At 72.1% G+C, this 12,063-nt stretch carries 10 protein-coding genes; 4 read left to right on the top strand and 6 right to left on the bottom strand.

The window, feature by feature from the left end; translation table 11 throughout:
• Positions 1-437: 437 nt before the first annotated feature.
• Together QNO09_RS35020 and QNO09_RS35015 are read right to left on the bottom strand one after the other, a co-directional pair.
• A complete protein-coding gene (locus QNO09_RS35020; protein WP_283974268.1) occupies positions 438-3,017 on the bottom strand; it encodes an ABC transporter permease in 2,580 nt (859 codons plus the stop codon).
• Positions 3,014-3,802, bottom strand: a complete 789-nt coding sequence (locus tag QNO09_RS35015; protein ID WP_283974267.1) for an ABC transporter ATP-binding protein — start codon at positions 3,800-3,802, stop codon at positions 3,014-3,016. Before QNO09_RS35015 ends, QNO09_RS35020 begins: the two co-directional genes overlap by 4 nt.
• 492 nt (positions 3,803-4,294) lie before the next feature.
• Here QNO09_RS35015 and QNO09_RS35010 point away from each other — a divergent pair, with 492 nt between their 5' ends.
• The 4 genes from QNO09_RS35010 (at position 4,295) to QNO09_RS34995 (ending at position 8,544) form a co-directional block, all read left to right on the top strand.
• Positions 4,295-5,788, top strand: a complete 1,494-nt coding sequence (locus tag QNO09_RS35010) for an MFS transporter (protein WP_283974266.1) — start codon at positions 4,295-4,297, stop codon at positions 5,786-5,788.
• A 20-nt stretch (positions 5,789-5,808) separates the two neighbouring features.
• Positions 5,809-6,297 carry a GNAT family N-acetyltransferase gene (locus QNO09_RS35005; RefSeq protein WP_283974265.1) on the top strand — a complete coding sequence of 163 codons (489 nt, stop codon included), beginning with the start codon at positions 5,809-5,811 and terminating at the stop codon, positions 6,295-6,297.
• A gap of 175 nt (positions 6,298-6,472) precedes the next feature.
• Positions 6,473-6,934: a DUF485 domain-containing protein gene (locus tag QNO09_RS35000; RefSeq protein WP_283974264.1), complete on the top strand. Its 462-nt coding sequence runs from the start codon at positions 6,473-6,475 to the stop codon at positions 6,932-6,934.
• Positions 6,931-8,544, top strand: a complete 1,614-nt coding sequence (locus tag QNO09_RS34995) for a sodium/solute symporter (RefSeq protein WP_283974263.1) — start codon at positions 6,931-6,933, stop codon at positions 8,542-8,544. Before QNO09_RS35000 ends, QNO09_RS34995 begins: the two co-directional genes overlap by 4 nt.
• 405 nt (positions 8,545-8,949) lie before the next feature.
• Here the strand turns inward: QNO09_RS34995 and QNO09_RS34990 are convergent, their stop codons facing one another.
• The 4 genes from QNO09_RS34990 to QNO09_RS34975 form a co-directional block, all read right to left on the bottom strand.
• Positions 8,950-9,129, bottom strand: a complete 180-nt coding sequence (locus tag QNO09_RS34990) for a hypothetical protein (RefSeq protein ID WP_283974262.1) — start codon at positions 9,127-9,129, stop codon at positions 8,950-8,952.
• A 12-nt stretch (positions 9,130-9,141) separates the two neighbouring features.
• Entirely contained in the window at positions 9,142-10,029 is an 888-nt protein-coding gene (locus QNO09_RS34985) for a cellulose-binding protein (protein WP_283974261.1), read from the bottom strand.
• A 142-nt stretch (positions 10,030-10,171) separates the two neighbouring features.
• Positions 10,172-10,633 (bottom strand): carboxymuconolactone decarboxylase family protein, encoded by a 462-nt coding sequence (locus QNO09_RS34980; RefSeq protein WP_283974260.1) that lies wholly within the window; start codon positions 10,631-10,633, stop codon positions 10,172-10,174.
• 171 nt (positions 10,634-10,804) lie between these two features.
• Positions 10,805-12,063: SUKH-4 family immunity protein (locus QNO09_RS34975; protein ID WP_283974259.1), on the bottom strand; the 1,259-nt coding region annotated here is incomplete at its 5' end.

Genomic DNA, 12,063 nt, shown 5'->3' with positions numbered 1-12,063 from the left:
GGCGTCCGCGCCCGGGCGCCGTGCCTCCTCGCCGAGTGCGGCCTTGTGGGGAAACGGGCGGGGCGGGGCGGGCCAGTGCGGAGATCCCGTGCGGCCGGACAGCGATCGGCAGCGAGTCCGGCCGGCGCGGAGATCCGTGCCGCCGCACAGTGGACGGCGGCGAGTCGCCGGGCCCGTCGTCGGGCTGCTCCTCCGCGGGGTCACAGGCAGGGGAGCCCGGCGACACATCACCGGTGCCACAGGCGGGCCGGGCCGGGCAGCTCGCCGGCAGGACCACCCGGCGGGCGAAGGCCCCCGGCGTGGCGCCGGGCCGGAGTGGCCGCCCACCGTCGGGGGGCAAGCCGCAGGCCCGCCCCCGAGGTGGATACCTCCGGGGCGGACCCATCCCCCGCAACCCCCGTGTGCGGTGGCTCTCGGGCGGCGGTCGCAGCCGTCGGCTACTCCGTCGCGATCGCGTTCAGGACGTTCATCCGGCCCGCCCGGAACGCCGGGATCAGTGCCGCGAACAGGCCCACGAACGCAGAGCTGATGAAGACCCCGATGATCGTCGGCCAGGGGATGTCCAGGACCATCAGGCCCTCCAGGGCGAGCAGCTGCTGTGCCGTGGCGCCCCAGCCCATGCCCAGTCCGAGGCCCAGCAGGGCGCCGAAGAGGGCGATGACGACCGACTCCATGCGGATCATGCGGCGCAGCTGGCGGCGGGAGAGGCCGATCGCCCGCATCAGGCCGATCTCCCTGGTGCGCTCCACCACCGACAGGGCCAGGGTGTTCACCACGCCCAGGATGGCGACGATGATCGCCAGGGCCAGCAGGCCGTAGATCATGTTGAGCAGCTGGCCGATCTGGTCCTTCAGGGCGTCCTTGTAGTCGGTCTGGTCGCGCACGGTGTACTGCGGGTAGTCGTGCAGGGCCGACTTCAGGGACTTGTAGGCGGCGTCCGTCTGCCCTTCCTTGGCGCTGGCGAAGACCAGCGAGTCCAGGGGCATCTTGTCGGCCGGGACGTACTTGGCCATCGTCGAGATGGACATGTACATCGCGCCCGCGTCGATCACGACGTCGCTGCTGGTGATCGCCCGGACCGTGAGGTCGGCGGCGGAGCCGTCCTTGAAGGCGACCTTGATCTTGGAGCCGAGGCTGATGCCGTGGTCCTCTGCGAACTTCTCGTGGACCGACATGGAGTCGGGCTTGTAGGCGTCGGGGAGCTTGCCGGCGACCGTCTCGGTGCGCAGGTCGGTCGCGTACGACGGGTCGGCCGCCGTGATCGCCGTGTCCTTGAGCGTCTTGCCGTCAGGGGTGGTGAAGTCGGCCTTGGTCCACTTGTACTCGGTGACCCGCGCCAGGTCGGGCGACGACTTCACGGCCTCGACCGCCTGCGGGGTGACCAGCTGACCGCTGTCGGACTGGATGATGAAGTCCGTGCCGACGGTCTTGTCGAGCTGGTCGGTGGCGGACGCCACCATGGAGGAGCCGACCACGGACAGGCACGCCACCAGGGCGAGGCCGATCATCAGGGCGGCGCCGGTCGCGCCGGTGCGGCGCGGGTTGCGCAGGGCGTTGCGCTCGGCCATGCGGCCCACGGGGCCGAACATGCGGAGCAGGACGGCGCCGAGGACGCGGACCACACCGCCGGCGAGCAGCGGGCCGATGACGACGAAGCCGATCAGCGTCAGCACCACGCCGAGGCCGAGCCACAGGGAGCCGTCCGTGGCCTTGTCGGCCGCCGCCGCCAGGTAGAGGGCGAGGCCGCCGGTGCCGGTGAGGACCGTTCCGATGGCGGCGCGGATCCAGCCCGCCTTGGCGTCCGCGGGGGCTCCCGCGTCGCGCAGTGCGGCCATCGGGGAGATCTTGCCGGCGCGCCGGGCGGGCAGGTAGGCGGCCAGCACGGTGACGATCACGCCGAGGACGAGGCCGACCACCGGGGTCGTCCAGGCCACCGTGAGGTCGTCGGTGGACAGTTCCATGCCGATCTGGCCCATGAGCTTCATCAGGCCGATCGCGAGGCCGACGCCCGCGCCGACCCCGAGCACGGAGCCGACGACACCGAGCAGCAGTGCCTCGGCCAGGACGGAGCGGTTGACCTGCTTGCGGGAGGAGCCGATGGCCCGCATCAGGCCGATCTCCCGGGTGCGCTGGGCGACCAGCATGGAGAAGGTGTTGATGATCAGGAAGATGCCGACGAGGAAGGCGATCCCGGCGAAGCCGAGCATCGCGTACTTCATGACGTTCATGAAGCCCGCGACCTCCTTCTGGTTGGCGTCGGCGGCCTCCTTGGCCGTCTGCACCTGGAAGTCGCCACCGAGTTCGGCCGTGACGTTCTTCTTCAGCTGTGCGTCGCTGACACCGGCGGCCGCGGTGACGTTGACGTTGGTGTAGACGTCACTCTCGCCGACCAGCGTGCGCTGGGCGGTCTCGGTGTCGAGGTAGAAGATCGCGGCGCCGGGGTTGGTGACGGTGAAGTCGGCGATGCCGGAGATCTTCGCGGTGTGGGTGCCGATGGCACTGATCACGCCGATCTCGTCGCCGAGCTTCAGGTCGTGCTTGTCGGCGGTGTCGGCGTCGACCATGACCTGGTCGGCGCTCTTGGGCGCCGCACCGGAGGTGATCTTCATGGTGCGGGCGTCGTTGTTGTTCCAGCTGCCGACGATGGTCGGGCCGCCGCTGGTGGGCGACAGGCTGTCCTTGTCGGCGTCGACGACGGTCACCGAGGTGGAGAACACCGTGCCCTCGGCGGACTTCACGCCCTGCGCCTTGCGGACCTCGCCCAGCACGGAGGCCGGCATGACCGGCGGCTTGCCGTTGTCGGCGGTGGTCTGGCCGGTGTCGGAGGCGCCCTTGGCGCTCACCGTCACGTCGGAGGAGGTGGCCGCGAAGAGCTTGTCGAAGGTGGTGGTCATGGTGTCCGTGAAGACGAGCGTGCCGCAGACGAAGGCCACCGACAGCAGCACGGCGATCGCGGAGAGCGCCATGCGCCCCTTGTGCGCGAGGAAGTTGCGCATGGAGGTCTTCATGACGGTCATGACGTACGCCCCCGGGCGTCGAAGTCCTTCATGCGGTCCAGAACGGCCTCCGCGGTCGGCTTGAACATCTCGTCGACGATGCGGCCGTCGGCGAGGTACAGCACGCGGTCCGCGTAGCTCGCGGCGACCGGGTCGTGGGTGACCATGACGATGGTCTGGCCCAGATCGTCGACGGACCGGCGCAGGAAGCCGAGGACCTCGGCGCCGGCGCGGGAGTCGAGGTTTCCGGTCGGCTCGTCGCCGAAGATGATCTCGGGCCGGGCGGCGAGGGCCCGCGCCACGGCGACGCGCTGCTGCTGGCCGCCGGAGAGCTGGGTGGGCCGGTGCTTGAGGCGGTCGGCGAGTCCGACGGTCTCCACCACCCGCGTCAGCCACTCCTTGTCCGGCTTGCGGCCCGCGATGTCCATGGGCAGGGTGATGTTCTCGATCGCGTTCAGCGTCGGCAGCAGGTTGAACGCCTGGAAGATGAACCCGATCCGGTCCCGGCGCAGCCGCGTGAGCTTCTTGTCCTTCAGACCGGTGATCTCGGTCTCGTCGAGGTAGATCTGACCGCTCGTCACGGTGTCGAGGCCGGCCAGGCAGTGCATCAGGGTGGACTTGCCGGACCCCGAGGGGCCCATGATCGCGGTGAACTGGCCGCGTGCGATGTCCACGTCGACGTGATCGAGGGCGACGACACGCGTCTCACCGGATCCGTACGCCTTCACGACCTGCCGCGCCCGCGCGGCAACGGCCGTACGCCCTCCAGTGCCCCCGTGCCTGGGAATGGTTACAGCCGATGTCACGGTATGTCTCCTATATCGGTCAGCGGTTGGTGAAGGCGGTCGCCTGGTCGGCAGCCGCTGTGCGCCTCGCCGGACCGTGCGGTCCGTCAGGTGCCTCCGGTGCTCCGGTGCGTCCGGTGCGTTTCAAGTCTCGCGGCGGGGAGGGGTCGTGCGCCCTGGTGTTCAGCGCAGTCTTCTACTGTGGAAAACCCCACCCCCGCGGTGTGTCCCACCGCCCCCCGGCGGCGTAAAGCCAGGTTAAGGAAGGGGCTCTCCCCGTCTCATCCTCCGTCGGTACGAACCCTCCCCAGGTCGTAGTACGGAGGTACCCCTAGGGGCAGTCCACCCAAGGGTGGAGACCGTCTCAGGGTTCGCTCCACCCGTCGGCTCACACAGCCTCCACCCTCCCGCGACGTCAGGGTCAAGTGAGAAGCTGTCCGCGGCAGGTAGATGCAAGGGGCAGGCACAAGCGGCGGGACGCGGGTGCGGCCGGGGCGAGGGAGGGGCATCGGGGTGGGCAGCACCGGTTCCGCGGCACGCGAGGCCGCACGTCCCGCCACGACCGGCCGGCGCGGAGCCGTCGTGGCGGCGCTGATGCTCTCGATGGCGCTGGCCGCCCTCGACGCCACCATCGTCTCGACCGCCGTCCCGCAGATCGTCGGGGACCTCGGCGGTTTCTCCGTCTTCTCCTGGCTCTTCTCCGGTTACCTGCTGGCCGTGACCGTCACCCTGCCCGTGTACGGCAAGCTCTCCGACACCTTCGGCCGCAAACCGGTGCTGGTAGCGGGCTCGGTGGTCTTCCTCCTCGGGTCCGCGCTGTGCGCGCTGGCCTGGAACATGGGGGCGCTCATCGCCTTCCGCGTCGTGCAGGGCCTGGGCGGCGGCGCGCTCCAGGGCACGGTGCAGACGCTCGCCGCCGACCTGTATCCCTTGAAGGACCGTCCCAAGATCCAGGCGAAGCTGTCCACGGTGTGGGCGGTGTCCGCGGTCGCCGGCCCCGGACTCGGCGGGGTGCTCGCCGCGTACGCGGACTGGCGCTGGATCTTCCTGATCAATCTGCCGATCGGCGCGGTCGCGCTGTGGCTGATCGTCCGTCACCTCCACGAGCCGGAGCGGGAAGCCACCGCGCACGCGCGCGTGGACTGGGCGGGCGCGCTCGCGGTGTTCGCCTGCGGCGGCGTGCTGCTCACGGCTCTCGTGCAGGGCGGGGTGGCGTGGCCATGGCTGTCGGCGCCCTCCCTGGGGCTGTTCGGCGCGGGACTCGCCCTGGTCGGGGTCGTGGTGCTGGTGGAGCGCCGGGCCGCGGAGCCGATCATCCCCGGCTGGGTGTGGCGGCGCCGTACGATCGCCGCGGTCAATCTGGCCCTGGGCGCGCTGGGCCTGCTGATGGTCGCGCCGTCGGTCTTCCTGCCCACCTACGCCCAGTCGGTGCTGGGCCTCGCGCCCGTGGCCGCCGGATTCGTGCTGTCCGTCTGGACGTTGAGCTGGCCGGTGTCGGCGGCGCTGAGCCAGCACGTGTACCGCAGGATCGGCTTCCGCAACACGGCGATGCTGGGCATCGGCACGGCCGCGCTGATCCTGTTCGCCTTCCCCTTCCTGCCGTACCCCGGGCAGGCGTGGCAGCCGACGCTGCTGATGCTGCTGCTCGGCGCCGCGCTGGGTCTGTTCCAACTGCCGCTCATCGTCGGTGTGCAGTCGACGGTGGGCTGGGCGGAGCGGGGTACGACGACCGCGTCCGTGCTGTTCTGCCGTCAGACCGGCCAGACGATCGGCGCGGCGGTGTTCGGCGCGGTCGCCAACGGGGTCCTGGCCGCGCGGCTCGGCGGCGCGGGCGACCTGGACTCGGTGACGCGGGCGCTCGATGCGGGCACCGCGCCGGAGACGACCAGACGGGCGATCGCCGACGCCGTGCACGCGGTCTACCTGGGCGCGGCGGGTGCGGCGGCCCTGGCGTTCCTGGTGCTGCTGTTCCTCGCGCCCCGGAAATTCCCGGTGCTCAAGGACTGATGGTCCGTATCCTCGCGCCCATGGTGACCTTGGAGCCCCTCCGGGCCGACCACGCGGACGCGCTGCTGGCCTTCGAGCGGGAGAACCGGGCGTACTTCGCGCGCACCGTGCCGGACCGGGGGGACGCCTTCTTCACCCCTGAGGGTTTCGCCGCACGCCTCGGGGCGCTCCTCGACGAACAGCACGCGCGCGTGTGCCGCTTCCACGTGGTCCTCGGGGAGGAGGGCGGGGTGATCGGCCGGGTGAACCTGGTGGACCTGGCGGACGGCAGCGCCGAACTCGGCTACCGCGTCGGCGAACGCGCCGCCGGCCGGGGTGTGGCGACGGCGGCCGTCGCGCAGGTGTGCCGGCTGGCCGCCACCGACTACGGCCTGACGTCGCTCACCGCGGTCACGACCCTGGACAATCCCGCTTCCCTGAGGGTCCTGGCCCGCAGCGGCTTCACGCGGGTGGGGGACACGACGGTGGGCGGCCGGCCGGGAGTGCGCCACGAGCGCCGGCTCGTGTGAGAAAGCCGGGTTAACGCGGGTAACACCCCAGGTCGGCAAGGTAAGCGCATACCGACCGATCAGTTTGCGGAAACCCTCGCGCTCAGCCCCTACTCCGCAGTAGCGTGCGTGGCTCCCACCCCCCACCTCCCTGCGGTCCGCCGCACCGGATCCCACCCTCGCAAGGAGCACCGGGATGTCCTACGACCCGTCCCCGTCGCACCCGTACCGACCACCCGGTCCGTCACCGTCCCACGACCCGTCCCCGTACCCGTACGCGTACGACACCTACCCCTGGGCACCGCAGGAGGCGCCCGAACCGGCCGGCCGGCGTCCCCAGCGCCATGCCGCGCTCGGGCAGCACAGCGATCTGCGCGTTCTGCGCAGCGCCTACCGCTGGCAGCGGCGCGTGGCCACGCTCACGGCGCTCGGCTACTTCCTTCTGTTCCTCATCCTGTCGGCGTTCGCACCCTCGTTCATGACGAGCACCGTCACCGACGGCCTGCCCACCGGTCTGCTCCTCGCGCTCATCCAGGTTCCCGTGACCTGGCTGGCGATCGCCCTGTACGAGCAGACGGCCCGCCGCCGCGTCGACCCGATCGCGGACCGGATCCGCAGGCATGCCGAGCTGGACGCCAAGCGGGAGGGAGCACGGTGACCACCGAATTCAGCGGCAACGCCCAGGCCATGTCCCTCGTCGGCTTCTCCGCCGTCGCCACGATCACGCTGCTGCTGTGCGTGATGACGGGCCCGGACCGGGACGACCTGGACGAGTTCTACACCGGCTACAGCTCGCTGTCCCCCATGCGCAACGGCCTGGCCATCGCCGGCGACTACATCTCCGCCGCGACCGTCCTGGGCACCGGCGGCGTCATCGCGCTGTTCGGCTACGACGGGATCGTGCTGGCGCTGAGCACGGCCCTGTCGCTGATGCTGCTGATGTTCCTGCTGGCCGAACCGCTGCGCAACGCGGGCCGGTTCACCATGGGCGACGCGCTGACCCGTCGGATGCCGGGCCGCGCTGTCCGCATCGCGGCCTGCGCGGTCACCCTGACGGCGCTGCTGCCGCTGATGGTGGTCCAGTTGGCGGGGACCGGGCAGCTCATGGCGTTCATCCTCGGCTTCTCCGGCGAGTCACTGCAGACGGGCTGCATCATCGGCGTCGGCGCGCTGATGATCAGCTACGCGGCGATCGGCGGGATGAAGGGCACCGCCCTCATCCAGATCCTGAAGATCGTGATGCTGCTCGGCTCCGGCATGGTGGTCGCGGTCCTGATCCTGCACCGGTTCGACTGGGACCCGGGAGCCCTCTTCGCCGCGGCCGCCCAGAACAGCGGTGTCGGCTCGGCGTTCCTCTCCTCGGGACTGCAGTTCGCAGGCGGCCCCAGCCCCGACCTGGACATGATCACCGCGCAGCTCACGGTGGTCCTCGGCGGCGGCGTCCTGCCACACGTCACCATGCGCATGTACACGGCCTCCAGCGCCCGGCAGGTGCGGCGTTCGATGTCCTGGGCGGTGTCGGGCGTGGCCCTGTTCGTGCTGATCATCACCGTCGTCGGCTTCGGCGCGACAGCGCTGGTCGGGCGGGAACTGATCGCGCAGGTCGACCCGCAGGGCAACACGGCCTATCTGCTGGGGTCACAGGCGGCGTTCGGCGCGGACGTGTCGTCGGCCGAGACGTTCCTGTTCACGACCATCACCACCGCGGTCTTCCTCACGCTGCTCGCCTCCGTCGCCGGCATGATCCTGGCCTGCGCCAACTCCCTCGCCCACGACGTGTTCGCGGCCCGGGTGCAGGAGATGTCGCCGCGCCGCGAGATGACCATGGCGCGACTGTCGGCGGTGGCCGTGGGCATTCCCGCGATCTTCCTGGCCACCCAGGTCCAGCACCGCAGCCTGCAATGGCTGGTCACGCTGTCCTTCTGCCTGGGTGCCTCGGCCATCGCACCCGCCCTGGTCTACAGCCTGTTCTGGCGGCGCTTCACACGAGCGGGCCTGCTCAGCACGCTCATCGGCGGCTCCCTCGCGGTACTGCTGCTGATGCCGGGCACCAACCTGGTCTCCGGCTCGCCCGTCTCGGCCTTCCCCGAAGCCGACTTCAACTGGTTCCCGTTCACCACCACGGGCCTGCTCTCCATCCCCCTCGGCTTCGCCTGCGGCTGGCTCGGCACGATGGCCTCCGGCCACCGCAAGTCGGAGGAACAACGCCACCGGTACGAGGCGGTGGAGGGCTGGATCCTGGCGGGCGCGGCCCGCAGGGACCACTGACGCGAACGGCACGGCGGCCGATGACGGCTTGCCGTGCCGCCGGGCGGGCTGCCCGGGCGCAGGGGACGACGGGTCAGGCCAGGCCGGCCGGCGGTGGGGCCGGCCGGCGGCCAGGCCGGCCGGGACAGGGCTCGGCCAGGCGCCCCCTCCGCGGCGCGGCCCGACCACAGTGCGGGCGCGCCCTGCGCCGACGCCCGGCACGGCAGCCGGGGCCCGCTACGGGAGGACAGGAACGGCCGAGCCGGCCACCGGGCGTGGAGGCGCCGAGCGTGCGTGCGCCGGACGTGGAGACGACGAACGTGGAGGCGCCGGGCGTGCCTGCCGCCGGGCGTTGAGGCGCCGAGCGTGCCTGCGCCGGGCATTGAGGCGCCGAGCGTGGACCGGCGCACGCACAGCCGCTGGGAGTCACACGGCCGTGGTCGCCGCGCCGGGCGTGTGTGCGCCCGCGCTCGCACACACGCACAGCCGGTCGGAGACCCACGGCACGGCCGAGGTGCCGCCGCCCATGGGCGCACCCGGCGTGCCTGCGCGCCCGCCCGGCCGGTGGGAGACGGAGTCCGTCTCGTCGCCCACCACGGGCAGCACCCGCCGACGATGTCACTCCGCCGCCACCCGCACCGCCCAAGCCGTCAGGCTGGCGTGGACGCGGTCGATGTGGGCCCGGGCCTCGTCTCGGCGCTCAGCGTGATCGCGCAGGAGCCGGGCCGTCTCCGCCTCCACCGCCTCGGCGTGTCCGCGGGCCCGGGCGACCAGCTCCGCCGCATGGGCGTGGGCCTCTTCCTCCAGGTCGCGGGCCAGATCCTCCGCGTCGGCCAAGGCCTGCTCGGCGTCGGACAGCACTTCCTCGGCGCGCGTGCGCGCCTTCGCGTGGCTCGCGTCCAGGACCGCCGCCCGGCCGGTCTCTTCCCGTTCGGTCTCCGCCCACCGCTCGGCGCGTTCCTTGTCCTGCTCGGCCAGCATCCCGGAGGTCCGCAGCCTCATCTCCCGCAACGCGGCCACGGCCTCGCCCCGCTGGTCCCGCGCCTCACGCCGGGCCACGTCCCGGATCTCGTCGGCCTCGGCGCGGGCCGCCAGCAGCCGCTGCCGGGCACGTTCATCGGCGTCGGCGCGCACGGCGTCGGCGTGCGCCTGCGCGGCCTCACGCAGACCGGTCGCGGACGCCCGCGCCCCGTCCACGCACTGCCGCGCCTCCCGCCGCGCCCCTTCCCTCACGGCCGCGGCCTCCTGCTCGCCGAGTTCGAAGAGCCGCCGCGCCCGCTCCCCGAGCGTCTCGTAGGTCTGCGGGGCCAGCCGCGCCACAACCTCACGCAGCAGCGCCAGTTCCTCGCCCATCCGCCGGGCGAGCACCGTCAGCCGGGCTGCTCTCTCCCACGCCGCGTCCCGGTCCGCGGAGAGGGCCTCGGCGTACGCGTCGACCTGCTCGGGACGGTAGCCGCGCCCCCGCACGGCCGTGAAGCCGTGCGGTGACACCGTCGCGCTGCTCATCCGGACCCCTCTCCACCACACCGACGTGAAGTCGCGCCAAAAATGGGATGATTCAGCGCACATCTTGGTGGATCAGACGGAAGTGTCCATAACCCGACACTCCGCTCAGAGGTCACGGGACCACGGCCGGGCCGTACCGCGGTCAGCCCCAGGTGGTACCCGCGGGCTCCTGGATGGTCGTGTTGATGCGGTTGAACATGTTGGTGACCGAGACGGTGAGGATCAGCGCGGAGAGTTCCTTCTCGTCGAAGTGGTCGGCCACCTCGTCCCACAACGCGTCCGGCACCGACTCTCCGGAGAGGTCGGAAAGCCGCGTCATCGCCTCCGTCAGCTTCAGCGCGGCGCGCTCGGCGTCCGAGAAGCAGGGCGCGTGCCGCCAGGCGGCGACGGCCGCGATGCGCTCCTCGCTCACCCCGGACTTGCGGAGGTTGGCGACGTGCCCGTGCACACAGGCCCCGCAGCCGTTGATCTGGCTGGCGCGCAGCCCGACGATCTCCGCGACGTCCTGCGCCAGGCCGCCCTCCCCGATCGCCTGGAAGAGGGTGCCGATGCCCTTCATCGCGCCGGAAAGGACATACGCCGGGTTCGTCATCCGTGCCTGCATGATCTCTGCCTCCTGTGTGGGCGGTGCGTCACTGTCACTGCACTGACGGAGCGACGGCAGAAGGTGTGACAGCCCGGCACGGACTTCTTCTCCGGCCCGGGCACGAAGAAGCCGGGCCCGGTCGTACGAGCGACCGAACCCGGCTCCTTGCGGCACCTCAACGGCGAGGCGTCACAGCAGTCCGTCCCACATCTGCTCCAGCAGCACCGACCACCAGCTCTCCGGCGACCCGAGCGCCGCCGGGTCGAGCGCGGCCAACTGGGCCTGGAAGTCGACGGTCCAGCGGCCCGCCTGCTCCTGGTTCAGCCCGAACCGCAGCCGCCACATCCGCCCGAGCAGCGCCAGGCAGCGCGCGAACTCCGGCAGCCCGGTGTTCACGAACTGCGGCGGTACGGGCGCCCCGCCCGGCCCGGCCTCCACCGGCACGGCGACGATGTTCGCCGTGCCGTACTGCACGCAGATCGCCTTGCCGAAGTCGCTGCCCATCACCAGATAGGAACCCGCGTCCGCTGCGGGCCGCACACCACGCTCGGCCGCCAGCTCCGCCAGCGTCGGAACGGGCCGGCCCGGCTGTGCCTGCGCCCAGAAGAACGGACCCATGTCCAGGGGCAGTCCGGCCGCCACCAGTGTGTGCGCCACCACCGGCGGCACACCCTGCCGCGACACCGCGGCGTGCTCGAACCGGAACACCCCCGGCCCGAACGCGGCGCCCAGCTCCTGCCCGATGGCCTCCGGCGGGATCGGCGGCGCCGCCTGCACCGGCGGCAGCGGAGCGCGCACCGGAGCCGGACGCGCCGGGCCGTCCGCCACCTGGTGCAACTCGCCCTGATGGGCCAGCAGTTGCTGCATGCCCTGCTGCCGGCTCGCGTGGTCCGTCCCGTACGGCGCGATGGACGTGATGCGTGCCTGCGGCCACTGCTCCCGGATCATCCGCGCGCAGTACGCACCGGGCAGTTCACACGACTCCAGCTCGGTGTGCAGCTCCAGCACCTGGTCCGGGGGCACGTTCATGGCCCGCAGCTCGTGGAAGATCTGCCACTCCGGGTGCGGCGTGCCCGGCGCCGAACGCCGGATCAGCTGCTGCTCGGAACCGTCCTGCGCGCGGTAGCGCAGCACGGCCTGGTAGCCGGGGCCGACGGTCGGCTGTCCGGTGGGCTGCTGCGGATAGCCGTACGCGGGCGGCTGCCCGGGGACGGGCTGACCGGGCGGCGGCATCGCACCCGGCGGCATCGCACCGGGCACCACGCCGTGCGGCCCGGGTGCGCCGGGCATGCCCGGGGCACCCGGCGCGGCGGGAGGTGCGCCGGGGGCCTGCGGAGGCGGAGGCACACCGGGGCCGCCCGCCGGGGGCGCGGCCAGCATGGTCTCCGCGTGATGCACCGGGCCCGGCCCGCCGGGCGCGCCGGGGGCACCGGGCGGGCGCGGCGCAC

Source organism: Streptomyces sp. 378, assembly GCF_030124145.1.
In the GTDB taxonomy this organism is placed as follows: domain Bacteria; phylum Actinomycetota; class Actinomycetes; order Streptomycetales; family Streptomycetaceae; genus Streptomyces.
The sequence above is the reverse complement of the archived record's forward strand: the minus strand, read 5'-3'. Positions and strand labels throughout refer to the sequence as shown.